Consider the following 24,681-nt stretch of genomic DNA (forward strand, 5'->3'; position numbering starts at 1 on the left):
CTCAAGTTTTAAAGGAGTTGCAACGATGACATTGCAAGCGGCCAACCGGCTCACTGTAGCCGAGACCCAGCTCATCGACGCTTATACCAACCAGATCGGCAGCCTTCCGGGCGATGGCGCCGTGCTTCTGAAGCGCGACGGCCTGTTCGACGCGCTGAAGCGCCAGGGTCTGCCGACGCGCCGCGTCGAGACCTTCCACTACACGGACCTCAAGGCGCTTCTGCGCGCACTCCCGGCCGAAGAGCCGCAGGCGGTTGCCCAGGCGATCAACCCGCTCGTGGCCGGCGCCCATGTGCTGAACGTGTTGCAGGGTGTTGCCCAGAGGCCGGCAGCGCTGCCGGACGGAGTGAGCATTTCGCTCTATCGCGACGCGCTTTCCGATGGTGCAGCAGCAGAGGGCCTGACCGCCTTCAACGCCGACGACACGATCGGCCGCCTCAACGGCGCCTTTGTGCGTGACGGCTTCACGCTCGACGTGGCCGACGAGGCCGAGATCGAAGCGCCGATCGAGCTGCAGTCGGTGCATGCCGCCGGCCAGCTGCACCTGCGTTTCCCGGCGACGTTCGGCAAGGGTTCCAAGGCAACCGTCATCGAGCGCCATGTCGGCCAGAGCGGCTCGGCAGCACTCGCCTCGGTCGTCGCCGATTTGAAGCTCGGCGAAGGCGCCGAGATCACCTGGATCATCCTGCAGGGCGAAGGCGATGCCGACACCCATCTCGGCCAAATCCGCGCCGAGCTTGGCACTGACGCCAAGTTCCGCCTCTTCATTGTCAATGCCGGCGGCAAGCTGGTGCGCCAGGAAGTGCATGTGAAGACGGTAGGCGAAGGCTGCGATTTCATGATGCGCGCGGTCAACCTGCTCGGCGGTGACACCCATACAGACGTCACCATGACGCTCGGCCATGATGTCCCGAACACCACCTCGACGGAAATCATCCGCAACGTGTTGTTCGACCGCGCCAATGGTGTGTTCCAGGGCATGATCCGGGTCGCCCCGGATGCCCAGAAAACCGATGCGCGCATGGCCTGCAACACGCTGCTAATGTCCGACGACGCTGAGTTTTCGGTCAAGCCCGAGCTCGAAATCTTCGCCGACGACGTCCAGTGCGCCCATGGCGCGACGGTTGCCGACATCCACAAGAGTCATCTCTATTACCTGATGTCGCGCGGCATTCCGGAAAAGAAGGCCCGCGCTCTGCTGATCAACGGCTTCGTTGCCGAAATCGTCGAGGAGCTCGAAAACGAGCCGCTCGTCGAGGCCCTGGAAGAGATCATCACCGACTGGCTGGAGCATCATGGCTGACACGATCGCGGTAAAGACAGGATATGACGTCGAAGCCGTTAGGCGGGATTTCCCGATCCTGTCGCGCGAGGTCTATGGCAAACCGCTGGTCTATCTCGACAATGCGGCGTCCTCGCAGAAGCCGCAAAGCGTGATTGATGCAGTTTCGCATGCCTATTCCCACGAATATGCCAATGTGCATCGTGGTTTGCATTTCCTGTCCAATGCCGCGACGGACGCCTACGAGGCGGCGCGCGAAAAGGTGCGGCGTTTTCTTAATGCCCCCTCGATCGGCGAGGTGATCTTCACAAAGTCCTCGACCGAGGCGATCAACACGGTCGCCTATGGCTGGGGCATGAAGCATATCGGCGAGGGCGACGAGATCGTGCTCTCGATCATGGAGCACCACTCGAATATCGTGCCCTGGCATTTCCTCAGGGAACGCAAGGGTGCCAAGCTCGTCTGGGCGCCGGTGACCGATGACGGCGCCTTCGACATGGAAGCCTTTGTCGGCTGCCTGACCGAGCGCACCAAGCTGATCGCAATCACCCATATGTCGAACGCGCTTGGCACGGTCGTCCCGATCAAGGAAGTCTGCCGGATCGCGCATGAGCGCGGCATCGCCGTCATGGTCGATGGCTCTCAAGGGGCAGTCCACATGCCCGTGGATGTCCAGGATCTCGGCTGCGACTGGTATGCGGTGACCGGCCACAAGCTCTACGGTCCCTCGGGCATCGGCGTGCTCTGGGGCAAGATGGACCGGCTTCGCGACATGGACCCCTTCATGGGCGGCGGTGAGATGATCATTGAGGTCGCCGAAGACCGCGTCACCTATAACGAGCCGCCGCATCGTTTCGAGGCCGGCACGCCGCCGATCGTTCAGGCGATCGGTCTTGGCTATGCGCTCGATTACATGGAAAGCCTCGGGCGCCCGGCGATTGCCGCCCACGAGGAAAGCCTGCGAGCCTATGCGCATGAGCGTCTCTCGGCGATCAATTCGCTGCGCATCATCGGCAATGCGCCGGGTAAGGGGGCGATCTTCTCCTTCGAGCTCGCCGGCATCCACGCCCATGATGTCTCCACCATGATCGACCGTCGCGGCGTTGCCGTTCGCGCCGGAACCCATTGTGCCCAGCCACTGCTCGCCCGCTTCGGCGTGACTTCCACTTGCCGGGCGTCGTTCGGTCTCTATAACACAAGGGAAGAAGTCGATGCGCTGGCGGACGCGCTGGATTACGCCCGCAGCTTCTTCGCCTGAGGAATGAACACCATGAGTGACACCGAAACCAAGCCCGATGTCCGTGACGGCATCATCCACACAGCGATCCCGGCGGACGAAGTCGCCCGCCTGTCGGACGATATCATCGCCGCGCTGAAGACGGTCTACGATCCGGAAATTCCCTCCGACATCTTCGAACTCGGCCTGATCTACAAGATCGACATCGAGGACGACCGCACGGTCAAGATCGTCATGACGCTGACGGCCCCCGGTTGCCCGGTTGCCGGCGAAATGCCGGGCTGGGTCGAGAATGCCGTGGGTTCCGTCGAAGGCGTGTCGGGCGTCGAAGTGGAGATGAGCTTCGATCCACCATGGACACCGGACCGCATGTCCGAAGAGGCGCAGGTCGCCGTTGGCTGGTATTGAGAGAATTAGGCAATTAACAAAACGGCCCGCATCACGCGGGCCGTTTTGCTTTTAGGCAAAGCTGTTCAGACTGTGCGATAGGCCCGGTCGAAATAGACGAGCGCCTGGCCGTCCTCGCGGGTGGTGACGTCGAGCACTTCGCAGAATAAGACGTCATGCGTGCTGCCGTCGTGCACTTCCGTGATCCGGCATTCGAAGGAGACGAGGGCATCTGCGAGGCGCGGCGTGCCGGTGTCTGTGGTCTGCCAGCTGGCTGCGGCGAAGCGCTCGTCGACCGGCGTCTTTCCACCAAAGAGCCGGCTGACCGGTTCATGCTCGGCGGCGAGAACGTTGACCGAAACGAGGCCGTTGGCGCTGACAGCAGGATAGGCTGAACTGCCCTTGTTGAGGCAGACAAGCAGCGTCGGCGGATTGTCCGAGACGCTGGTGACGGCGGTTGCTGCAAAGCCCGCACGTCCGGCTGGGCCATCGGTGGTGACGATGGTCACGGCTGCGGCGAGGCGGGCCATGCCATTGCGATAGGCCGCACTCTTTTCCGGCGAGACGCTGTCCGGTGCAGAGGCAACGGGGGCGATGGTCTTGGTGGCCAGCATGGGCGTTTCCTTCAAGCGTGTTCGAGGGTCGACAGGAAGTCGATCACCGCGCTGTTGAATGTTTGCGGATGGGTGACGTTGACGGCGTGTCCACCGGCGACGGTGAGCACGAGATTTGCGTTCGAGAGGCCGTCTGCGAGCCGCAACGAACGCGAATAGGGGACGAGCAGGTCGTCGCGGGTGGCGATGACAAGCGTCGGCGCCTGGATCTCGCCGAGGCGATCGTCGACGTTGAAGGCCCGCAGCGCTGCGATGCGCCGCAGAATGTTGTCGCGACCCTGGAAATGGGCGAGCGCATGCGCCTCTTCCGCCGCCATCTTCTCGGGGTTTTCCGCCATGTAGATGGCTGGATAGAGAAAGAGCGGCTGCGCCTTGACGAAGGCCTCGACACCGGCGTTTTCCAAAAGCGCGATGCGCACGTCGAAGCAACGTCCGGAATGCGGATCCGCCTTGCTCCAAGCATTGATCAGCACGAGGCTCTCGATCAGTTCCGGCCGGCGCAGCGCCAGATCCAGCCCGATCAGGCCGCCCAGCGCATGCCCCATGAAATGGAAACTCTTGAGCTTCAGCGTCTCGACGATTTCGAGCACGTCGTCGGCCATGGCCGCGATGCCGCCGATCTCTGGCACTGCGCCACCCGTCTTGCCACAACCGCGATGGTCATAGGTGATGACGCGGAACCGCTCAGACAGGGCAGGGATCTGCGGTGCCCAATAGCCGCCCGAGCCGCCGAGGCCCGATGAGAGCAGGATGGTCGGCGCATCGGGGGAGGTCAGACCGTGGATGTCGTAATGCATGCGTTTTTGCTCTGGCTTTGCCCCTCACCCTGACCCTCTCCCCGCAGGCGGGGAGAGGGGATGGCCGCCCTTTGTGCAGGGGAAGCCCAGGTGCAGGCGATTGCGGTCTGGTTTCTTCTCCCCGCTCGCGGGGAGAAGGTGGCGGCAGGGGGATGAGGGGCCGTGCTTTCCCTCACTTCTTCCCGATATGCGCGACGGTCGCGATCTCGACCAGTGCGTCCGGCTTCACCAGGCCGCATTGCACGCAGTAGCGCGCCGGCTTGTCGCCCGGGAAATATTCGGCATAGACCTTGTTGACGGCCTGATAGTTGGCCCAGTCGGTGACGAAGATGTGGTTCATGGTCACGTCGTCCATCGTGCCGCCGGCAGTCTCGATGACGGACTTGATGGTTTCCAGCACATGGCGCGTCTGAGCGGCCGCGTCGCCGACATGCACGACGTCATTGTTCTTGTCGAAGGGAAGGGTTCCCGAGACATAGAGGATGCCATCGGCAAGGGCGCCGGGCGAATAGGGGGCGATCGGCTTCTGGGTGCCTTCCGGAACGACGATGGTCTTGGGCATTCTTACACTCTCTTGGTTTGATGGGGCTTGGTTCGTATGGGGATGATCATTCGGCCGCATCGGCAGGCGCTGCCTGACCGATCGCGCCGCAGAAGTCGTTGACGGTCGCCACCCAGCCGAAGAATTTTTCGACGTTGTAGACGGTCGCCTGCTGGATGAAGTCGGGCCCGAGGTGATGCGTTGCGTCCTCGAGCATCACGCCGAAATATTCGAGGTGGAAGGCATCGCGCAGCGAGCTTTCGACGCAGACATTGGTGGCTATGCCGACAAAGACGAGATTGCGGATGCCGCGCACCCGCAGCACGCTGTCCATATTGGTGTTGAAGAAGCCGGAATAGCGGCTCTTCGGCACCAGGATGTCACCGGGTTTCGGCTGCAATTCGTCGACAATCGCATAGTCCCAGGTGCCCTTGGCGAGCAGCTGGCCCTGCAGTTCGGGCCGCTTGCGCATGGTTTTGAGCGCATTCGACTTGTGCCAGTTGGGCGAGCCGGGACCGCCCGCCTCGACATAATCAGGGTCCCAGCCGTTCTGGAAATAGACGACCAGCACTCCGGCTTCTCGGGCAGCATCCAGCGTCTTCTTGATGTTTGAGATCGTGCCCTTGGCGCCCGCAATGTCGAAACCGGCGAGATCGACGTAACCGCCTTCCGTCGAATAGGCATTCTGCATGTCGACCACGACGACTGCCGTTTCCGATGGCTTCAGCGTGATCGGTTCGGGGCGGGCCGGAAGCGTGACGCTTTTCGTCAGTTCCGGGCGCGGCTGATAGCCTGCAACAACGGCCTCGCTCATTCGGCCGCCTCCAGCATCTGGTTGACATGGGCGCGGCTCTTCATCAGCGGCTGCACGTATTTGCCGAACTTCTCGATGCCTTCGAGGAAGTCGTCGAAGGTCAGCATCACGCCACCGGTGCCGGGGACTTCGCTCATCTGGTCGAGCATGGCGGCGACTTCCGCATAGGAACCGATCAGCGTGCCCATGTTGATGTTGACGGCAGACACCGGGTTCGCCATGTGGCGGACATTGGTGTCGGAGCCGGACTTGGTGTCGACGGCGCTCTGCAGGCCGAGCCACTTGATGGCCTCCTCATCGGCGCCTGCCTTGTAGTGCTCCCACTTGGCGAAAGCTTCCTCGGTGGTCTCTTCGGCAATCACCATGGTCAGAACGAAAGAACGCACGTCGCGGCCGGTCTTCTCGGTGGCGGCAAGCAGCCGCTCATTGGTGGGCGCGAAGGCCTTCGGGGTGTTAACGCCGACGCCGAAGCAGAAGCTGTAATCGGCGAACTGGGCCGAGAAGGCCATGCCGGAATTGGAGGAGCCGGCGCAGATCAGCTTCACATCGCCTTCCGGGATCGGCTTCATCCGGCAATCATCCATCTGGAAATGCTTGCCCTTAAGATCCGACTGACCGGTGGTCAGAAGGTCTTTCAGCACGGTCGTGTATTCGGTCAGATATTCGTAGCGGTCGGAGAAATAGTCATCGCCGGGCCACAGGCCCATCTGACTGTATTCCGGACGCTGCCAGCCGGTGATCAGGTTGACGCCGAAGCGGCCATTCGAGATCGAATCGATCGTGGTGGCCATGCGCGCGATGATCGCCGGTGGCATGATCAGGGTCGCGGCCGTGCCGAAGAGCTTGATCTTTGACGTGACGGCGGCGAGGCCGGCCATCAGCGTGAAGCTCTCGAGATTGTAGTCCCAGAACTCCGTCTTGCCGCCGAAGCCACGCAGCTTGATCATCGAGAGTGCAAAGTCGAAGCCGTAATGTTCCGCCTTAAGGGTGATCGCCTTGTTGAGCTCGAACGTCGGCTTGTATTGCGGGGCATTCTCCGACAAGAGCCAGCCATTGTTGCCGATCGGGATGAAGACGCCGATTTCCATTCCTGTTCTCCGCTTCTGGAGGCGCGCTGGGCGCCGTTTTTGTTTCGCCAGAAACGAAGCAATCGCCGTGCCAGTCTGAAAAAACATTCAGAAACAGTAGCTTGGTCTGGGAGGCTGAAATATTTTTACCGAATGGTCAAAATTTGGAGGCGATCTGGCTCGATTTGCTCGTCTTTGCATCCGAATGGCGGATTCGCTGCGTGAAATTTGATCGCAGGCGATAGCGTGCGGCGAAGTCAGTGGTTCCCAAGCTTCTGACAAACATCAAGTTTTAGAATGTGCTGGTGCTGCCCACAGATTGATCACCGTCAGATCGTTGCCGGTCTGGAATTCCTGCCGACGCCCGTGCCGAGCCGCCTAAGCTATTGAACGGGCGAGGCGTGTCCATTACATTGCAACTGGAAACGCCGGACCTTGAATCCGGTTGTTGTTGGAGACTGTGCCGATGGGCTTTCAGGTAATGACCATGAGCGATGCGGCTGCCGCACGCGTCAGGGCGATTGTTGACAATTCCGGTCCCGATGCCAAGGGCATCCGCGTGGGGATCAAGAAGGGTGGCTGCGCCGGGATGGAATACACCATCGATCTGGTGACCGAGCCCAGCGCACGGGACGACCGGATCGAAAAGGATGGCGCGTCGGTCTGGATCGACCCGGCAGCGGTTCTTTATCTGCTCGGCACCGAAATGGGCTTCGAGACCACCACGCTGCGCTCAGGCTTCACGTTCCACAACCCCAACCAGACCTCGGCCTGCGGCTGCGGCGAGTCGGTCGAGCTCCAGGCTGCCGACTTGACGGAACTTGCAAGGCAGCGTCAGGCCACACCGGCCTGACGGGCCGGCTCAGCGCGGTTATCCTGCATGTTGGAAGAGGTACGATGCATGGATGAATGCATCGAATCATTCTTTTTTGCCGAAATGCGAAAAAATATCTTGCGAAGCGCTGCTTTTGCTAAATAAACTGCGGCCATGGATACTAGTGACCGCAAAATTATCGATCTTCTCGCCGAAGACGCCCGCCGCTCGCTCGCCAGCATTGGCGATGTGGTAGGACTTTCACCCTCTGCCGTCAATGAGCGCATCCGTCGTCTCGTTGCAGCAGGTGCCATCAGGCGCTTCACGCTGGAGGTGGATCCGGTGGCCCTTGGCCTGCCGATCACCGCCTTCATGCTGGTGACGCTGCCCCAGGATACGGAGCAGGCGGCCTTCCGCGACTATGCCGAGGCACATCCCGCCGTGCTGGAATGTCACCATGTCACGGGCGGCTGGTCCTACATGCTGAAGATCCGCACAGCCGATCTGACCGGCATCGAAACCTTCCTGGCCGATCTCAAGGGTGAGCGACTGATCGCGCGCAGCGAGACGATGATCGCACTGTCCACAGCGAGCGAGCGCAGCTACGTCATCGGCACCGATTGAGATGGATGCGCTCGTCTTCGGCAAGGGACTGGTGCTCGGCATTGCGATCGCCGCGCCGCTCGGGCCGATCGGTGCGCTCTGTATCAACCGGACGCTGGAGCGTGGTTTCTGGGCGGGCGTCGCGGGCGGTCTTGGGACTGCACTTGCCGACGGTGTCTATGCGGCGCTGGCAGCGACAGGTTTTACGGCGCTCGGCTCTTCACTCGGCTTCATCCAGCTGCCCTTGCAGGTCATCGGTGGTTTGTTTCTCATCTATCTCGGTCTGAGCAGCCTCAAGCCGCGCGTCAACGTCTCCGCCGCGCCTGTTGCCGCGCGTGGTTTGCTGACAACCACGGCGGCGACTTTCCTGCTCACCATCGCGAACCCGGCAACGATCCTCACCTTCGCCGCTATCTTCGCTGGTCTTGGGCTTGCCGCCGGTCAGAATGCCGGCGAGGGCGATGCAGCCGGCTTTCTTCTGGTCGCCGGCGTCTTTCTAGGCTCTCTTGCCTGGTGGTTCTTCCTGAGTGGTGTCGTGAGCCTGTTGCGCTCGCGCTTGCCGGAGGGATTCGCGGTTCTCGTCTCGCGCATCTCGGCATTCGTCCTTGTCGCCTTCGGTCTCGTGGCTCTCTTGCACGCGTTGATGGCGCTGCTCTGATCGTCCTGCCAGCAGAAGCTGTCACGAGTTCGTTAAGCCGGTGTCAATTCAGGCCGCGACCAAGAATTCCCTTGGAAATCCAATGTTGAACCGCTCGGATTTCCATTCGATTGTGCTACAGATCACAGCGGAGCAGGCAGCCTTTCTGCCTTGGGGGTGTCAATGTCACACAGGCAGGCGACGGCCAATGCGATGTTCGATTTCATCACGGAATCATCGCAGGCCCGCAACAACGATGCGGTGCTGGCCAGCCTGGACAAGGCGGCCAGGGCCTTTGGTATGGACTGCTACGCGATCTCGGGCATTCCGCTGCCCACCGAGCGCATCGACCCCTACTTCATGCTGAATGCCTGGCCGGATGGCTGGTTCGAACGCTACGTCCAGCAGAACTACGTGCATGTCGATCCCGTCATCTATCGCACCAAGATGTCGAATGAGGCCTTCGTCTGGTCCGAAGCTCTGGCTGACCAGCCGCTCAGTCGGTCGGCGAAGCGAGTGATGAACGAGGCGACCGAGTTCGGGATGTTGGACGGCTACAGCGTTCCGCTTCACTCGGTGGGCGGCTTCCAGGCGATCGTGACCTTCGGCGCGAAGAAGGTCGATCTGTCGAGTGAGCAGCGGGGCGCGCTGCATATCGTTTCAATCTATGCGCACAACCGGTTGCGCGCCTTCATGTCCGATAGCAGCGAACGAAGCGCCGCAGCTGCCGCAAAAGTGACCCCCCGTGAGCGCGAGGTCATCTTGTGGTGCTCCGCTGGGAAGACCAATTGGGAAATTGGCCAAATTCTTGGAATATCTGAGAAAACTGTCCAGCATGAAATTGCCTCCGCCAGCCGCAAGTTGAACTCGGTGAACCGTGCTCAATTGATCGCCGAATCGATCAGGCTTGGTTTAATCAGATAAATAGGCAGAACTGCCTATATTGCATTTCTCCCCCATGCCGCAGTGTCCACCCGGGTGATTTTGGGGGTGTGGATGCTTGCGACAATTCTGGGCGCAGACACGCGTGGCTATGCGGACATCATGGAGCAGGTCTGGCGCTTCCGGCATCGGCAGTTCGTCGAAAGACTGGGCTGGGAAGCGTGTCGCCGCGCTGATGATCGCGAGATCGATCAGTTCGACAGTGAAGAGGCAATCCATCTGCCGCTTCTCGTCGATGGTGACGTTGTGGGCTACAGCCGGCTGCTCCCGACGCTGAAGCCGCACCTGCTTTCGGATGTTTACCCCCACCTCATGGATGGGGCCGATTGGCCGCGCGGCCAGCGCATCTTCGAATGGACGCGCTGCATTGCCGAGGTTTCCGAAAAGACAATCGCTGGCGTGCCGATCTCCAACATCCTGATGACCGGGGTGATGGAGTATTGCCTGGTTGCCGGCATCCAGACGCTTGTTGTCGAAACCCATCCGAAGCTGGTCAACCTTCTGGTGACAACTGGTTGGGACGTCATGCCGCTGGCGGCGCCCAGCGTTCTGGAAGGAGCCCTGATTGTGCCGATTACGGCCAAGCCGTCGATGGCGGGCCTTTTGCGGCATCATGAGCTCTACGGCATCACGGGCAGTGTGCTCGACCTGGAACTCGCCCCCGGCAACCCGTTTTCAGCATCGGCGCTCAGGCGCGTTCCCTTCGCCGAGCTGCCCCATGGAAGTATCAATTATGCAAGAATGGCAGGAGAATGACATGACGGATGGCCAATTCCCATCCTCCGATATCTACGTACGCTCGATCGTCGAAGAGCAGGTGCGTAGCCTCAGGGAGATCATCAGGGGGGTATCGCAAAAGGCACCGCTCAGCGAAGAGGCTCTCTTTCTCGATCATCTTTTGCAGATGGTGTCTCTGGCGGCTGCAGACGGGCTCGATCGCCGCACTGGCCGCAAGCGGCAGTCGTCAGAAGCCGACGGCGGCCTGCGGGACATCCATGTCGACCTCGCAAAGATGGAGTTCGTCCCGAAGGGCCTCGATCGCGCCCAGTAGGTAGACCTGAAGCGTAAGGCTCTCCTGCGGGCTGGCACACAGCCTCTCGAGGGCCTCGTCGATCTGAAAGAGGCAGTCCTCGACGTAGTCGGTGGGCACGACACTTTGGAGGATGTCTTCGAGGTGCTGGTCGACCAGCGTTCTGAGGCGAGGGCCATCGATGTGATGCGCTGAGAGAATGTTGGTCTTCAGGCGATTTAGCGCGTCGTTATACATGAATTCCTCTATGCAACCTGCTGCAACTCAAGACTGTGTCCGCAAGCGGCGAAATTTGCAATCGCCGAATTCTCCGGCGGATGTGCTTTTGCTCGCCGAGCCGTGAATAGCCCAAAAATACTCGTGCCGACTGTGGTGTTCTGAGAGCGTCCGTCGTCTTGACCATGATCAATTCGGAAGCCTCCGAAGAGGCATCTGGTTTGGACAGGCATTGGAAGACGAATCAGCGTCTATTGATGCTGTTCAATACGTCCCAGATCTCGGCGCCTGTCTCCCAAACGGCAGCATTGGCCTTGAAGCCCAGTTCGCTCTCGACGAGCGACATCATTTCCGAAGCGAGATCCACATTCGAAGCATCGGCAAAGGTGTCTTCACCCGATGGTGCGACAGACGCCGCGACTCCGCCCGGTGCCGTGCTGGAAAATCGGGTTTCCAGCTTGTCGTATTTGGGTGTCATCGCATTGGCGATATTGTTCGCCGATGCCGCAAGCCGTGTCTGCTGCGCCTGCATGCCGGAAAGGGAAATGCCCATGACGGCTGAAATGCTCATGGCTATATCCTGCGTTCATACCGAAATTCAGAACATCAGAATAAACTGTGCCGGTTAGCATAATGCGAACGGTGATGGTTTCCCTTTGGCAACGCTGCGCCGAAGACATGATCGGTTTCGATACAGACAGACAGGAGGCTTGCCGCTTCCATACTGAATTGGCGATCCAATCCGCAAAGAAAAACCCGGCGCGTCGCACCGGGTTTCAGGTCTTTGGATGGGATCGTCGGGCTTATTCGATGATCTGGATGATCTGACGCGTCTGCGGATCGACGATCACACGGCGCTCGTTGACGACAGTGTAGGAATAATCCTCATAGCCATCGACGGGATAGAGCTCGACCGGATCCTCGATCACGCGGCCGATCAGCACGTCGCCTTCATAAGGAACCGAGCGGACTTCGCGCTCCATGACATAGGTTTCGACCGGTGCCGGCACCACGATCGTCGACTGGGTGGCGACCGGAGCCTGCTGGATGATGACAGTTTCCTGCGCATTGGCCGACGCCGAGAGCGTCATGAGTGCCGCTGCACCAGCGAGGATAAGAGTATTGCGCATGTCTGTTCTCCTGTGTTGGACAGCTTGAAGAACGGGCACAGGGCCATTCCGTTCCATCACAGGGCGTTTCGGCGTGTCACCACAAATGAAGAACGCCGCCTCAAGGGCGGCGTTCTCATGGCAAATTTCAGGCTGTTACTCTGCCGCTTCGGCGTAGGCTTCCATCGGCGGGCAGGTGCACACCAGGTTGCGGTCACCATAGACATTGTCGACGCGGTTGACCGAGGACCAGTACTTGTCCACTCGGAATGCGCCCGGCGGGTAGCAGGCCTGTTCGCGGCTGTAGGGGCGATCCCACTGGCCAACCAGGTCTTCCACTGTATGCGGTGCGTTCTTCAGCGGATTGTTGGCCTTGTCCATCCGGCCTTCTTCGATGTCGCGGGCTTCCTCGCGGATCGCCAGCATCGCATCGCAGAAGCGGTCGATCTCGGCCTTGGTCTCCGATTCCGTCGGCTCGATCATCAGCGTTCCCGCAACCGGCCAGCTCATGGTCGGCGCGTGGAAGCCGCAGTCGATCAGACGCTTGGCCACATCGTCGACGGTCACGCCGGCAGAGGCCTGCAGCGGACGGGTGTCGATGATGCATTCATGCGCCACGCGACCCGAGGCCGACGTATAGAGCACGTCATAGGCGCCCTTCAGCCGTGCCGCGATATAGTTGGCGTTGAGGATCGCGACTTTCGTCGCCTGCGTCAGGCCTTCGCCACCCATCATCAGGCAGTAGGACCAGCTGATCGGCAGGATCGACGGCGAACCGTAAGGGCCGGCCGAGACCGCTCCCGGACGACCGTCGGTGACGACATGGCCCGGCAGGTAAGGAGCAAGATGCGCCTTGACGCCGATCGGACCCATGCCCGGACCGCCGCCGCCATGCGGGATGCAGAAGGTCTTGTGCAGGTTGAGGTGGGACACGTCAGAGCCGATGTCGCCGGGACGGGAGACGCCGACCATGGCGTTCATGTTCGCCCCGTCGAGATAGACCTGGCCACCGAACTGGTGGGTGATCTCGCAGATCTCGCGCACCGTCTCCTCGAACACGCCATGTGTCGAGGGATAGGTGATCATGCAGCAGGAGAGGTTGGCCGCATGTTCTTCCGCCTTGGCGCGGAAGTCGTCGAGATCAACGTCACCGTTTTCCTTCGACTTGACCGGCACGACCGTCATGCCGACCATCTGGGCAGATGCCGGGTTGGTGCCGTGTGCGGAGGTCGGGATGAGGCAGACCGTGCGATGCGTGTCACCACGAGCGAGGTGATAGGCGCGGATCGTCAGCAGACCGGCATATTCGCCCTGCGCACCCGAATTCGGCTGCATCGAAATCGCGTCGTAGCCGGTGACCGCGCAGAGCTTTTCCGAGAGATCGTCGATCATCTCCTTGTAACCCAGCGCCTGATCGGCCGGTACGAAGGGATGGATGTCGGAGAATTCCGGCCAGGTGATCGGCAGCATTTCGGCTGTGGCGTTCAGCTTCATCGTGCAGGAGCCGAGCGGGATCATCGCCCGGTCGAGCGCGAGGTCGCGGTCCGAGAGCCGGCGGATGTAGCGGGTCATCTCGCTTTCCGCGCGGTTCATGTGGAAGATCGGATGCGTCAGATACGCGCTGGTGCGCAGCAGATCCGTCGGCAGGCGGTACTCAGCCGAGAAGTCCTCGACCTTGAAGCTGCCGCCGAAGGCCCGCCAGACGGCTTCCAGCACTGCCGGACGCGTGCGCTCATCGAGTGCGATGCCGACCTTGGTCTCGCCGACCTTGCGCAGGTTCACACCTTCCGCGACAGCCGCGCGCATGACGAGGCCCTGCATGTGGCCGACTTCGACGGTGATCGTGTCGAAAAAGGTCTCCGGCTCGATCGTGTAGCCGAGCTTTTCCAGCCCCTTCGCCAGGATGACCGTCTTCTGGTGCACCTGCTGGGCAATCGCCTTCAGGCCCTGAGGCCCGTGGAAGACGGCATACATCGAGGCCATGACGGCGAGCAGAACCTGCGCGGTGCAGATGTTCGACGTCGCCTTTTCGCGGCGGATATGCTGTTCGCGGGTCTGCAGCGACAGGCGGTAGGCACGGTTGCCGCGAGCATCTACGGAGACGCCCACCAGACGGCCAGGCATAGAGCGCTTGATCGCATCCTTGACCGCCATATAGGCCGCATGCGGACCGCCGTAACCCATGGGAACGCCGAATCGCTGGGTCGAACCGATGGCGATATCAGCACCCATTTCACCGGGCGATTTCAGGAGCAGCAGCGCGAGAATGTCTGCGGCGACGGCGGCAAGCGCGCCGGTCTGGTGCAGACGGGCAATCAGGCCAGAGAAGTCACGGACATGGCCGTGCGTGCCCGGATACTGGAAGATCGCGCCGAAGACTTCCGTCGGGTCGAGATCGGTGAAGGGGTCACCGACGGTGACGGTCCAGCCGAGGGGCTCGGCACGCGTCTGGATGACGGCGATGGTCTGCGGATGGCAGTCCTTGTCGACGAAAAAGCCGGTGGCCTTGGTCTTGGCGCTGCGCTGGCAGAGCGCCATGGCTTCAGCAGCAGCGGTGGCCTCGTCGAGCAGCGACGCATTCGCGACGTCGAGACCGGTGAGGTCGGTCACCATGGTCTGGTAGTTGAGGAGCGCCTCCAGGCGGCCCTGGCTGATTTCCGGCTGGTAGGGTGTATAGGCCGTGTACCAGGCCGGGTTTTCCAGGATGTTGCGCTGGATCACCGGCGGCGTGATGGTGCCGTAATAGCCCTGACCGAGAAGCGAGGTCAGGACCTTGTTCTTGTTCGCCGTCTCGCGCAGCTTGTCGAGCGCCTCGCGCTCGGTCATTGCCGCGCCCCAGGTGAGCGGCACCTTCTGGCGGATCGAGCCGGGTACGGTATCGTCGATCATCTCGTCGAGCGAATGATAGCCGATCACCTTCAGCATCTCGGTCATTTCGGCGGGCGAAGGACCGATATGGCGCCGATTGGCGAAGTCGTAGGGATCGTAATCCGTGAACTGGAATTCGGTCGTCATCAGGCGATCAACTCCTTGTATGCGGCTTCGTCGAGCAGTGCGTCGGCGTCAGAAGGGTTGGCGAGCTTCAGCTTGAAGAACCAGGCGGCACCTTCCGGATCGGAATTGACAAGCGACGGATCGTCGACGATCGCCTGGTTGATCTCGACCACTTCACCATCGAGCGGGCAGTAGACGTCGGAGGCTGCCTTGACGCTCTCGACGGTCGCGGCGGTGCCATCCTTCTTGAAGCTTGAACCTTCGTCCGGCAGTTCGACGAAGACGAGATCGCCGAGCTGGCCGGCGGCATGCGTGGTGATGCCGACGGTTGCGACATCGCCTTCGATCTTCAGCCATTCGTGTTCAGCGGTGAATTTCAACATGGTTCTCTCCGGAGATTTTTTCAGCGTTTGTAGGTGGGGGTAACGAAAGGAAGCGCGGTGACGGTGAGCGGCATCAGCTTGCCACGCACCTCCGCGAAAACCTGGGTGCCGGGCACGGCGATCTCGGTCGGTACGTAACCCATGGCGATCGGGCCTTCGGCGCTCGGGCCGAATCCGCCGGATGAGACGTGACCGATCTCGGTCTGACCTTCGGCATCGGAGAACAGCTTTGCCGGTGGGCGCACCGGCGCCTTGCCCTCGGGCTTCAGACCAACGCGGCGGCGGGAAACGCCATTCTCAAGTTCGCCGAGGATGCGCTCTGCACCCGGAAAGCCGCCCGCACGGTCGCCACCGTTCCGGCGCACCTTCTGGATTGCCCATTCGATCGACGCTTCCACAGGCGAAGTGGTCGTATCGATGTCGTTGCCGTAGAGGCAGAGCCCGGCTTCGAGGCGGAGCGAATCGCGTGCGCCCAGCCCAATTGCCTGACAGTCCGGCTGGTCGAGCAGCGCCTTGGCGAGATCGGTGGCGCGGTCTGCGGGCACCGAGATCTCGAAGCCGTCCTCGCCAGAGTAGCCGGTGCGGGAGGCGAGGGCAGGGATGTCGCCGAGGGAAAGCTCGCGCACGTCCATGAACTTCATGGCTGCAACATCGGAATTGAGCGCCGCAAGTACGGATTCGGCCTTCGGACCCTGGAGGGCGAGCAGCGCCCGGTCGTCATGCACGAGAACCTGAACGCCATCAGGAAGCTTCGCCCTGAGATGGACGATGTCGGCATCCTTACAGCCGGCATTGACCACGACCAGCAGGCGCTCGCCGAGGCGGGAAATCATCAAATCGTCGAGGATGCCGCCATTGTCGTCGGTGAAGAAGCCATAACGTTGACGGCCGTCCTTGAGGCCGAGGATGTCGACGGGAACGAGCGTTTCTAGCGCCTTGGCGGCATCATCATAGGTGCCGGAGGGTGCGACCAGTTCGACCTGGCCCATATGGGAAACGTCGAAGAGACCTGCGGCGGAACGGGTGTGCAGGTGTTCCTTCAGCACGCCGGCGGGATACTGCACCGGCATGTCGTAGCCGGCGAAGGGCACCATCTTGGCGCCAAGCGATACGTGAAAGTCATAAAGGGGGGTGCGTTTGAGTTGGGTCTTATCGTCCAAGACGTCGCCTCCGGGTTTGAGCGCTCGCGCGCTAGCTCAAGTCTGGGCACGGTTGTGCCGCTTCATGAGCCCCCTCTGTCCTTGTGCCTGAGATTGTTATCCCTTCGGCGCGGCCCGCTTTGGAAACGGGCCTCTCTCCAGAGTGCAGTCGACGCCTTGTGGTCCTTTTGCCTGAGAGTTTCCGGGGCGGTTGCTCCTTCGGCTCCGGATCAAACCGGTATCTCCCAACAAGGTCATGAAGGCATTATCTGGCAGTGTGGCGGCTTGGCAAGAGGCTGCGTCGCTCGCAAGCAGATTTTTGTCGCTCGGGCATCATGATTGCGTCAGCCGGGCATCGGGGAGGGTGGGCCACAGGCGCGGCATCTCGCCACTTGGCAGGACGGGCGCATCGCGATAATGCAATGGTCCGAACGGGGACGACGATGAAACCGAAGGTCAAGACAGCGACGATCATCCTGCGCATCTTCTGCGCCATTGTCTTCCTGTCGGTTGGTTTCGGTCATCGGACACCTGCCGCCATCGCGGCGGATGTTCAGTCGCTCGCCTACAGCCTTCCCGACGGCAGCTTTGCCGACCTATGCATCGCAGACCAGGGCCAGAAACACGCCAAGCCCGCCGGCGATTGCGAAGCCTGCCGCCTCGCGGGCGCCGTCATCCTGCCTGCACCCTCGGATCAGTCCTGGCTTGTCAGTGCGTTTTCAAGCCTTGGGCTGGTCAGGCCCGTCGTCTCGACGGATCGCTCTCGATATGTCCTCGACCGTCCCCGCCTGCGCGGGCCGCCGCTCTCCGTCTGATCGTTTTTCACCAACAGACAATGACGGACGACCGCCGACGGCCAAGACGGACCGCGGCACGGAGAGACACCCATGAAGACCCAAATGATTCTCGCAACCACGATCGCAACGCTCGCCATGACCACATCGGTGTTCGCGCATGCGACCTTCGCCAACCAGCCTGCCAAAGTCGGCTCTTATGTCGCCGCCACCCTTCAGGTGCCGCATGGCTGTGACGGCAAGGCAACGAACGAAGTCCAGATCAAGCTGCCGGAAGGCTTCATCTCCGCCAAGCCGATGCCGAAGGCCGGCTGGGAAGTGGAAGTCATCACCGGCGACTACCAGAACAGCTACGACAACCACGGCAAGGCCGTGAAATCCGGCCCGGTCGAAATCCGCTTCAAGAACGGTGACCTGCCGGACAATTTCTACGACACCTTCACCGTCTACGGAAAGATCGCTGCCGGCGATCCGGCGACGGGCCTCGCCTTCCCGACGGTTCAGCTCTGCGGCACGGATGGCAAGGTTGCCTGGGACCAGATCGCGGCACCGGGCCAGGATCCCCATGACCTCGATGGTCCGGCGCCTGTTCTGCAGCTCGTGGCAGCGGAAGGCGACGCGCATGGCGGACACGGGGCACACGGCGCCCATGGTGGTCACGCCGCCCCTGCCGAGCAGGCCACAGCGGACGGTCATGGCGCACATGGTGCGCATGGCGATCACGCCGGTCATGGTGATCACATGGCGGCTGCAGATCCAGGCGGCTTCGAGACGGTCACCGCGGGAGAGCTTGAGCTGACGGCCGGTTTCACCAAGGCCATGCTGCCCGGCCAGCCTGTCGGTGGCGGTTTCATCACCATCACCAACAAGGGCGGCGAAGACGACACGCTGGTGTCTGCGACCTCGGCCCAGGCCGGCGAAGTGCAGTTGCACGAAATGGCGATGGAAGGTGACGTCATGAAGATGCGTCAGCTGACCGACGGCATTGCGATCCCGGCCGGCGAGACCGTCGAGCTGAAGCCGGGCGGTATGCACCTGATGTTCTTCAAGGTGGCCGAGGCCTTCAAGGAAGGTGCGACCGTCAACGTCACGCTCACCTTCGAAAAGGCCGGTGCCGTGGACGTCGTCCTGCCGGTCGGCCCGGCCAGAAGCAACTGATCCACTCAAGTCTGGCATAAAAGAAGCCGCGACCGTCAAACGGTCGCGGCTTTTGCATGGGCTTGGGAGGGAGAGGTTAGGCTACAGAGTTCTTGTAGGCTTCGATCGTTTCGGCAAGCGTCGCCTGTTCATAGCGAGCCTGCGTGGACGTCAGGAAATAGAGGGCGAGTGCCGGCGGCTGCACGACATTCACCAAAGCCCGCAGTCTCAGATCTTCGCTCTGTGCTGCCTGCTGTGCCAGCACACGGGTATGCTCTTCCACATACGTGGCACGGGAGACGCGCTGTGGCGGTTTCACCGGTTCCATCGCATAGGCAGCGGTTTGTGCTGAGACTGTGACAACCTGTGTCATGGGCGTTTTCCAGATTACATAACGATATTAGCATAAACCACGGTTATCTATGCATCTTTAAGTCGAATGATGATATTTGAATAAAATTCTATTGGTTGCAAATCGCTATCATCACGCCCGAACTCTTGCCCTCATTGCGCCAGATCAAGGCGGATTTTCCTCATAACGGGATAGTGGCTCATCAAGACACGAGGAGCCGAGACATGATCATTCTTGTCGGTTATGCGACCATCGAGGGACAGACGCGCAAGATTGCGGAAGCCATTGCGGCTAACATCGAAGCGGCGGGCGATCGGGCTCTGCTGTTCGACATCACCTCGGGTGCGGAATACGCGCTTGGCCATCCCGAGGCGGCGATCCTCTGCGCGCCCGTCCATGCGGCCCGCTATCCCCACGCCTTTGCAAGCTTTGTGCGTCAGGAAGCGTCCTGGCTGAACGGCGTACCCTCCGCTTTCGTCTCGGTTTCGATGCTAATCCGCAGCGAGTTCGAAGAGGAGCAGGAAGAGGCGACGCACTTTCCGGACGGACTGCTCGCCGAGACCGGCTGGAAGCCCGCCCGTGTTCATCATGCGGCCGGCGCACTGCGCTATACCGAATATGATTTCTTCAAGCGCTGGATCATCCGGCGCATGGCGGAACATGAGAATGCGCCGACCGATGTCAGCCGCGATCACGAATTCACCGACTGGGTGGCCCTGAAAGCCTTTGTCGACGACGTTCTGACGCTGGCAAAGGCTTGACGCGCTAGCCTCGAAGGGTTTGAACGGCTTGAGACAACAGCCGTTCGAGCGGAGGCATCCATGTTTCATATCCTGCTGGTCGCGATCGGTGGCGCGACAGGATCGGTGGCCCGCTATCTGACCGGGCTGGCGATGACGCGTCTCTTGGGCCCCGCTTTTCCCTGGGGCACGATCACGGTCAACATCGTCGGATCCTTCGCGATCGGCCTGCTGACGGAGCTTGTCGCCCGCAAACTGGCAGCACCCATGGAGATGCGGCTGCTGCTCGTGGTCGGCTTCCTCGGCGGCTTCACGACATTCTCATCCTTCTCCCTCGACACCATGGCGCTCGTCGAGCGGGGCGCTGTGCTGACCGCTTTCGCCTATGTCGCGGCAAGCGTCACCCTGTCACTTGCGGCCGCTTTTGGCGGCCTTGCCCTTGGGCGCAGCCTGTTCTGAGCAGCCTGCCTGCATTTCCGCTTTCCCTTTCCGGCCGAAATCTACTAAAGGCACGGGACAAGTGGGTGGAGAACCCGAGCACGAGAGATTTCCCTGATGGCAGGCATCGAACATATTACCGTGGAAGCCGATGAGGCGGGCATGCGGCTCGATCGTTGGTTCAAGATCCACTATCCGGGTCTCGGCTTCGGCGCGCTTCAGAAGCTGCTGCGCTCGGGCCAGGTCCGTGTCGACGGCGGTCGCGTCAAGACCGATGCCCGCGTCCAGCCCGGCCAGGTCGTCCGTGTGCCGCCCATGGATGTCGACGCCAAGAAGACCGGCCCGATCGCCAGCCACGACCTGAAGCATGGCGACGACCATGAACTCCTGTCGCGCATGCTGCTGCATGAAGACGAGAAGGTCTTCGTGCTCAACAAGCCCGCCGGCCTTGCTGTGCAGGGCGGCTCGGGCCTCAATCGCCACATCGACAAGATGCTGGAAGCCTGGACGAGCAGGAAGGGCGAAAAGCCGCGCCTCGTTCACCGCCTCGACCGCGATACATCAGGCGTGCTCGTTGTCGCCCGCACCCGTGGCGCTGCTCAGAAGCTGACGGCCGCCTTCCGCGAGCGCGACACCAAGAAGATCTACTGGTCGCTGGTGAAGGGCGTTCCGCGCAAGCACGAGGACAAGATCTCGACCTGGCTCACCAAGGACCAGACCGATGAGGGCGACCGGATGCGCGTCTGCAAGCACGGCGAGGACGGGGCAGACCACGCCATCACCTATTACCGTGTGATCGATACGGCGGCCCAGAACCTCGCCTGGCTGGAGATGGAGCCCTATACCGGGCGGACCCACCAGTTGCGCGTTCATGCGCTCCATATCGGTCACCCGATCATCGGCGATCCCAAATACTTCATCGATGACCATAACTGGGATTTCCCCGGCGGCGTACAAAAGCGCCTGCATCTGCATGCACGCTATATCGACCTGCCGCATCCGAATGGTGGTCGCCTGAAGGTCACGGCACCGCTGCCGCCGCACATGGTCCAGACCTGGAACCTGCTCGGCCTCGACCAGCGCGATGGTGACAGGGACGGCGAATGAAGCTTGTACTCTTCGATTGCGACGGCACGCTGGTCGACAGCGCCGGCCTGATCCATGAGGTCATGCGCCACACCTTCATCGCCTTCGGCAAGCCCGAGCCGGCACTGGAGACGACCAAATCGATCATCGGCCTGACGCTCGATATTGCGATCGCCCGTATGGACGGCAAGCCGCATGCCGATGACGAGGCGGTCGCCATGGCAGCCCACTACAAGAAGATCTTTGCCGATGTCCGCCGGGACTCCGGCTTTGGCGAGACCATGTTCGACGGCATCCGTGAGGTGCTGGATGCCCTGATCGCGCGCGACGACATCTGGCTCGGCGCCGTGACCGGCAAGTCGCGCCGCGGTCTGGAAATGATCCTTGAAGGCCATGGGCTGAAGCCCCATTTCCTGTTCTGCCGCACGGCCGACGAATGCCCGTCTAAGCCGCACCCGGCCATGGTAACGGAATGCTGTGACGAGGCAGGCATGGCACCCCGTGAAACGATCGTCATCGGTGACGCGATCTACGACATGCAGATGGCGAAGGCCGCAGGCGCGACCGCGATCGGCGTTGCCTGGGGTTACGCCAATCCGGACGAGCTCTGGAAGGCCGGAGCCGATGCCGTGGTCGAACGCCCCGCCGACCTTCTGGCCTATATCCACTAGGAGCCCTTGATGCGCGACGAACTCAGCCAGGACATTTTCGGGACCTTCATTCCGGAGTCGAGCCACGAGGACCCGGTGCGCCGGGCGCAGATCCAGATGAAGCGGCCGCTGCCGAAGCGCTTCTACGAGAGCGTCGGCATGGAGGAGCGTGAGGACGGCTTCTCGATCACCCTCGACGGCAAGTCGGTGAAGACGCCGGCCAAGAACCTGCTGACGCTGCCGACCCGCGAGGCGGCTGAACTTGTGGTGGCAGAATGGGCCGGGCAGGGCGAGTTTATCGACCCGGCGACCATGCCGGTCACCAAGCTTGCCAACACCGCTATCGACGCTGTCTCGAACAGCCTTTCCGAGGTCTTTGACGAGATTGTCCGGTTCGCCGGCACGGATCTCCTTTGCTACCGTGCCGACGGCCCAACGGAATTGATCGACCGCCAGGCAGCACGCTGGGATGCCGTGCTGTCCTGGGTCGCGACCGCCCATGGCGCCCGTTTCTTTCTCGTCGAGGGCGTGATGCATCAGGAGCAGCCGGCCGAGGCTGTGGCCGCTTACGCGCGTGCTCTCGAACGCTACCGCGATCCCTTCCAGATCTCCTGCCTTAACGTCGTGACGACGCTGACGGGCTCGGCTGTTCTGACCCTTGCTTTCGCCGAGGGTGCTTTCGACCTCGACGAAGTCTGGTCGCTTGCACATCTCGACGAGGACTGGACAATCGAGCATTGGGGCTCGGATGCCGAGGCCGAAGCGCGTCGTGAGGCGCGGTATGGCGAATTCGCGTCGGCAGCCTCACTCTTCGCGGCCCTTCAGCCCGCAAGTTAACCGTCCACTAACCATAAATGGCGAATTCTCGGGCAGGTCCAGAATCACCTGTCCGGGGTCGTCATGTTTGCTCGCAGTCTCCGCATCGCCGCAGCCGTCGGGCTCCTCATGGTGTTGGGATCCTGTACGCTGCTGCATGGCCGAAGCATCGACCGGCCGCTGGTCTACTACGTCCGCAATGTCACTGTTATGGCTGACGCCCGCATCCCGATCGACCTGATCGAAAGCGTAGATCGCCGCGTCTCTTCAGCAATTTCTGCGACCCGGGCGCCCGCAGGCGCCGAGCGTGTCGTGCTGCTGGTCAAGATCGACCGTCTCGGCTTTGGCGAGGGCGCCCGCCGCAGGCTCGCCCAGGCGAAGTTCACGGTGACGGCGACCTCCGTCGAGACGGGTGAACCTGTGGCGCAAGGCTTCTTCACCGTAAACAGCCCGACCGACGATCCCCGTTGGACGCGCCAGGCGCTTGCCGAGGAGATCGCAGCGCGCATCCGTTTCGCCTTCTCGCTGACGACGCCGCGCATCCGAAAGTCGCAGCCGCCAAGGACCATATCCACCCGCCTTGTTTCGGACCCCGCGCCGGTCATCGTGCCGAACGCGCCAGCATCAGTGCCGCGCACAGCGGCGGTCATGCCCAAGGTGGAGGCGCAAAAGCCTGTTGCGGTGGCACCTCCGGCCGCCCCCGCACAGCCTGCACCCCAGGAGATGGCGGGCCCTCCGGTTGTCGAAGCCCCCGCCGTGCGTGCCGCGGCTCCCGCACAGCCGGCGCGTCGTGCGGCTGACATCGGGTCCGGCACACCTGTGGAGCAGGGAGCAAGCGGCACGATCCGTCTGCGCGCCGACTGTGATCCGTCCGTCACGCCGGATTGCACCGCGACCCCATGATCGGCCCTTGGGTCGCGATGACGCAGCTGCAAGGCGCAGCCGTGATTGACTTGAACCTGACCTCGGCCTAATCCTCATGATGGATGGTTTCCGGACGACAGAGATGTTGTCCGGAGAGCAAAAGGGAATGCGAAGGCGTGGACCCCAACCGGGCATGCTGAACGCAGCCGACCCCGCGACTGTATTGCAGCGAGGGTTCTCCATCCGCTCTGCCGTTTCAGGTGGCGACGGGTCGCAGGGTGCGACCGGCCAATCGAGAGCGGCAGAACGGAAAAGCCACTGGGGTGGCAACACGATCAGCCGGGGCAGGACGCCTCTTTCTCTACGAATCGTCCGCTCTTTCGTGTTGCCGACAAACCCTGGGAAGGCGAGGAGAACCCGACGGTCCTTTCAAGGACCACGACCTGCGAGCCAGGAGACCTGCCATCCACGGGCATGGTGCCCACACTGGGGAGGTTTCCCCGTTGCCAGCACGGAGGTTGTCGTGGCGACGTCTTGCATCCGCGGGTCCTTGAGGCCCCGCCGGTGCCGGTCCGTATGTGCGGATCGTGCATCGATCTATTCTTCGCGCGTGTCTGGAACATGCGCCGCAGGTCAGCTGCGTGCGGCGTGGGGCCTTGGCACGCCATGACCGCATCCCAATCCCGATCCATCCTCGTTCTCGGCGGCGCCCGCTCGGGCAAGTCGCGTTTTGCCGAAACAACGGCGCGCAGCACCGGCCTGGATCGCGTTTATCTGGCCACGGGCCGCGCCTGGGACGACGAGATGGGCGCCCGCATCGAGACTCACAAGGCCGACCGTGCCAATGACGGCTGGACGACGCATGAGGAGCCGCTGGATCTCGTCGGGTCGCTGAAGGCGCTCGACAAGCCCGAGCGGGTGATCCTCGTGGATTGCCTCACACTCTGGGTCACCAATCTGATGTTGGAAGAAGGCCGTGACGTCGACGCAGACGGCGCGGCACTCGCCGCCAGCCTTAGGGGACTCGAGGCCACCGTCATCTTCGTCTCCAATGAAGTCGGCCTCGGCATCGTGCCCGAAAACAAGATGGCCCGCGCCTTCCGCGACCACGCCGGCCGTCTCCACCAAGCCATCGCCGCAGAGGCGGATGAAGTCTATTTTATCGCGGCAGGTTTGCCGTTGAAAATGAAGGGTTGAA

The 24,681-nt window shown here is 61.7% G+C and carries 29 protein-coding genes and 2 riboswitches; of the genes, 18 read left to right on the top strand and 11 right to left on the bottom strand.

Translation table 11 applies throughout. The features are described 5' to 3' along the window. The first annotated feature begins 25 nt into the window (after positions 1-25). The 3 genes from sufD to C0V73_RS10195 are packed head-to-tail and all read left to right on the top strand — an operon-like array spanning position 26 to position 2,927. A complete protein-coding gene (sufD, locus tag C0V73_RS10185) occupies positions 26-1,303 on the top strand; it encodes a Fe-S cluster assembly protein SufD (RefSeq protein WP_102019890.1) in 1,278 nt (425 codons plus the stop codon). Continuing rightward, positions 1,296-2,540: a cysteine desulfurase gene (locus C0V73_RS10190; RefSeq protein WP_102019891.1), complete on the top strand. Its 1,245-nt coding sequence runs from the start codon at positions 1,296-1,298 to the stop codon at positions 2,538-2,540. Before sufD ends, C0V73_RS10190 begins: the two co-directional genes overlap by 8 nt. Positions 2,541-2,543: 3 nt before the next feature. After that, positions 2,544-2,927: an SUF system Fe-S cluster assembly protein gene (locus C0V73_RS10195; protein WP_040300886.1), complete on the top strand. Its 384-nt coding sequence runs from the start codon at positions 2,544-2,546 to the stop codon at positions 2,925-2,927. Positions 2,928-2,992: 65 nt separating this feature from the next. Here the strand turns inward: C0V73_RS10195 and C0V73_RS10200 are convergent, their stop codons facing one another. From C0V73_RS10200 to rutA, 5 genes are all read right to left on the bottom strand, one after another. After that, positions 2,993-3,520: a flavin reductase gene (locus C0V73_RS10200; protein ID WP_102019892.1), complete on the bottom strand. Its 528-nt coding sequence runs from the start codon at positions 3,518-3,520 to the stop codon at positions 2,993-2,995. 11 nt (positions 3,521-3,531) lie between these two features. Beyond that, complete coding sequence (gene rutD / locus C0V73_RS10205) at positions 3,532-4,317, bottom strand: pyrimidine utilization protein D (RefSeq protein ID WP_102019893.1); 786 nt, start codon at positions 4,315-4,317, stop codon at positions 3,532-3,534. Positions 4,318-4,489: 172 nt separating this feature from the next. Beyond that, a complete protein-coding gene (rutC, locus tag C0V73_RS10215) occupies positions 4,490-4,879 on the bottom strand; it encodes a pyrimidine utilization protein C (RefSeq protein ID WP_102019895.1) in 390 nt (129 codons plus the stop codon). Between the two features lie 46 nt (positions 4,880-4,925). Further along, complete coding sequence (gene rutB / locus C0V73_RS10220; protein WP_102019896.1) at positions 4,926-5,672, bottom strand: pyrimidine utilization protein B; 747 nt, start codon at positions 5,670-5,672, stop codon at positions 4,926-4,928. Beyond that, complete coding sequence (rutA, locus tag C0V73_RS10225) at positions 5,669-6,760, bottom strand: pyrimidine utilization protein A (protein WP_102019897.1); 1,092 nt, start codon at positions 6,758-6,760, stop codon at positions 5,669-5,671. Before rutA ends, rutB begins: the two co-directional genes overlap by 4 nt. Positions 6,761-7,205: 445 nt before the next feature. On the opposite strand from rutA, the gene sufA reads away from it, so the two are divergent. From sufA to C0V73_RS10255, 6 genes are all read left to right on the top strand, one after another. After that, positions 7,206-7,592 carry a Fe-S cluster assembly scaffold SufA gene (gene sufA, locus C0V73_RS10230; RefSeq protein ID WP_102019898.1) on the top strand — a complete coding sequence of 129 codons (387 nt, stop codon included), beginning with the start codon at positions 7,206-7,208 and terminating at the stop codon, positions 7,590-7,592. Between the two features lie 135 nt (positions 7,593-7,727). Then, a complete protein-coding gene (locus C0V73_RS10235; protein ID WP_102019899.1) occupies positions 7,728-8,177 on the top strand; it encodes an Lrp/AsnC family transcriptional regulator in 450 nt (149 codons plus the stop codon). 1 nt (position 8,178) lies between these two features. Continuing rightward, positions 8,179-8,814 (top strand): LysE family transporter, encoded by a 636-nt coding sequence (locus C0V73_RS10240; RefSeq protein ID WP_102019900.1) that lies wholly within the window; start codon positions 8,179-8,181, stop codon positions 8,812-8,814. Between the two features lie 162 nt (positions 8,815-8,976). Beyond that, positions 8,977-9,717 (top strand): LuxR family transcriptional regulator, encoded by a 741-nt coding sequence (locus C0V73_RS10245; RefSeq protein ID WP_102019901.1) that lies wholly within the window; start codon positions 8,977-8,979, stop codon positions 9,715-9,717. 72 nt (positions 9,718-9,789) lie between these two features. Continuing rightward, a complete protein-coding gene (locus C0V73_RS10250) occupies positions 9,790-10,491 on the top strand; it encodes an acyl-homoserine-lactone synthase (RefSeq protein ID WP_102019902.1) in 702 nt (233 codons plus the stop codon). A gap of 1 nt (position 10,492) precedes the next feature. Then, positions 10,493-10,786: a hypothetical protein gene (locus C0V73_RS10255; RefSeq protein WP_102019903.1), complete on the top strand. Its 294-nt coding sequence runs from the start codon at positions 10,493-10,495 to the stop codon at positions 10,784-10,786. Between the two features lie 439 nt (positions 10,787-11,225). On the opposite strand, the gene C0V73_RS10260 is transcribed toward C0V73_RS10255, so the two are convergent. The 5 genes from C0V73_RS10260 to gcvT form a co-directional block, all read right to left on the bottom strand. Beyond that, complete coding sequence (locus C0V73_RS10260) at positions 11,226-11,552, bottom strand: flagellar basal body protein (RefSeq protein WP_102019904.1); 327 nt, start codon at positions 11,550-11,552, stop codon at positions 11,226-11,228. 232 nt (positions 11,553-11,784) lie between these two features. Continuing rightward, on the bottom strand, positions 11,785-12,111 hold the full coding sequence (locus C0V73_RS10265; protein WP_102019905.1) for a DUF1236 domain-containing protein: 327 nt from the start codon (positions 12,109-12,111) through the stop codon (positions 11,785-11,787). Positions 12,112-12,246: 135 nt separating this feature from the next. After that, positions 12,247-15,105 carry an aminomethyl-transferring glycine dehydrogenase gene (gene gcvP / locus C0V73_RS10270; protein WP_102019906.1) on the bottom strand — a complete coding sequence of 953 codons (2,859 nt, stop codon included), beginning with the start codon at positions 15,103-15,105 and terminating at the stop codon, positions 12,247-12,249. Beyond that, positions 15,105-15,467, bottom strand: a complete 363-nt coding sequence (gene gcvH / locus C0V73_RS10275) for a glycine cleavage system protein GcvH (protein WP_102019907.1) — start codon at positions 15,465-15,467, stop codon at positions 15,105-15,107. The genes gcvP and gcvH overlap by 1 nt, the downstream gene beginning before the upstream one ends. 20 nt (positions 15,468-15,487) lie before the next feature. Next, entirely contained in the window at positions 15,488-16,627 is a 1,140-nt protein-coding gene (gcvT, locus tag C0V73_RS10280; protein WP_102019908.1) for a glycine cleavage system aminomethyltransferase GcvT, read from the bottom strand. A gap of 149 nt (positions 16,628-16,776) precedes the next feature. After that, positions 16,777-16,864: riboswitch (glycine riboswitch) on the bottom strand. Between the two features lie 185 nt (positions 16,865-17,049). Here gcvT and C0V73_RS10285 point away from each other — a divergent pair. Both C0V73_RS10285 and C0V73_RS10290 read left to right on the top strand, forming a co-directional pair. After that, a complete protein-coding gene (locus C0V73_RS10285) occupies positions 17,050-17,421 on the top strand; it encodes a hypothetical protein (RefSeq protein ID WP_143708330.1) in 372 nt (123 codons plus the stop codon). 117 nt (positions 17,422-17,538) lie between these two features. Further along, the gene (locus tag C0V73_RS10290; RefSeq protein WP_245407954.1) at positions 17,539-18,558 is read left to right on the top strand and encodes a DUF1775 domain-containing protein; all 1,020 of its coding nucleotides are present in this window, start codon (positions 17,539-17,541) and stop codon (positions 18,556-18,558) included. Positions 18,559-18,634: 76 nt separating this feature from the next. Here C0V73_RS10290 and C0V73_RS10295 read toward each other — a convergent pair whose 3' ends face one another. Beyond that, positions 18,635-18,910 carry a hypothetical protein gene (locus C0V73_RS10295; RefSeq protein WP_102019911.1) on the bottom strand — a complete coding sequence of 92 codons (276 nt, stop codon included), beginning with the start codon at positions 18,908-18,910 and terminating at the stop codon, positions 18,635-18,637. Between the two features lie 203 nt (positions 18,911-19,113). Here C0V73_RS10295 and C0V73_RS10300 point away from each other — a divergent pair, with 203 nt between their 5' ends. The 7 genes from C0V73_RS10300 (at position 19,114) to cobU (ending at position 24,680) form a co-directional block, all read left to right on the top strand. After that, positions 19,114-19,650 (top strand): flavodoxin domain-containing protein, encoded by a 537-nt coding sequence (locus C0V73_RS10300; RefSeq protein ID WP_102019912.1) that lies wholly within the window; start codon positions 19,114-19,116, stop codon positions 19,648-19,650. A gap of 60 nt (positions 19,651-19,710) precedes the next feature. After that, positions 19,711-20,088 carry a fluoride efflux transporter CrcB gene (gene crcB, locus C0V73_RS10305; protein ID WP_102019913.1) on the top strand — a complete coding sequence of 126 codons (378 nt, stop codon included), beginning with the start codon at positions 19,711-19,713 and terminating at the stop codon, positions 20,086-20,088. 96 nt (positions 20,089-20,184) lie between these two features. After that, positions 20,185-21,174, top strand: a complete 990-nt coding sequence (locus tag C0V73_RS10310) for an RluA family pseudouridine synthase (protein ID WP_102019914.1) — start codon at positions 20,185-20,187, stop codon at positions 21,172-21,174. After that, positions 21,171-21,824, top strand: a complete 654-nt coding sequence (locus C0V73_RS10315) for an HAD-IA family hydrolase (protein ID WP_102019915.1) — start codon at positions 21,171-21,173, stop codon at positions 21,822-21,824. Before C0V73_RS10310 ends, C0V73_RS10315 begins: the two co-directional genes overlap by 4 nt. 9 nt (positions 21,825-21,833) lie before the next feature. Next, the gene (locus tag C0V73_RS10320) at positions 21,834-22,640 is read left to right on the top strand and encodes an ATP12 family protein (protein WP_102019916.1); all 807 of its coding nucleotides are present in this window, start codon (positions 21,834-21,836) and stop codon (positions 22,638-22,640) included. Between the two features lie 63 nt (positions 22,641-22,703). Continuing rightward, a complete protein-coding gene (locus tag C0V73_RS10325) occupies positions 22,704-23,522 on the top strand; it encodes a hypothetical protein (protein ID WP_102019917.1) in 819 nt (272 codons plus the stop codon). A gap of 67 nt (positions 23,523-23,589) precedes the next feature. Further along, a riboswitch (cobalamin riboswitch) is annotated at positions 23,590-23,965 on the top strand. 184 nt (positions 23,966-24,149) lie between these two features. After that, positions 24,150-24,680, top strand: a complete 531-nt coding sequence (gene cobU, locus C0V73_RS10330; RefSeq protein WP_102019918.1) for a bifunctional adenosylcobinamide kinase/adenosylcobinamide-phosphate guanylyltransferase — start codon at positions 24,150-24,152, stop codon at positions 24,678-24,680. The last annotated feature ends 1 nt before the right edge of the window (position 24,681 follow it).

The sequence above is a fragment of the Rhizobium sp. TH135 genome, assembly GCF_002855515.1.
Taxonomy (GTDB): Bacteria; Pseudomonadota; Alphaproteobacteria; order Rhizobiales; family Rhizobiaceae; genus Allorhizobium.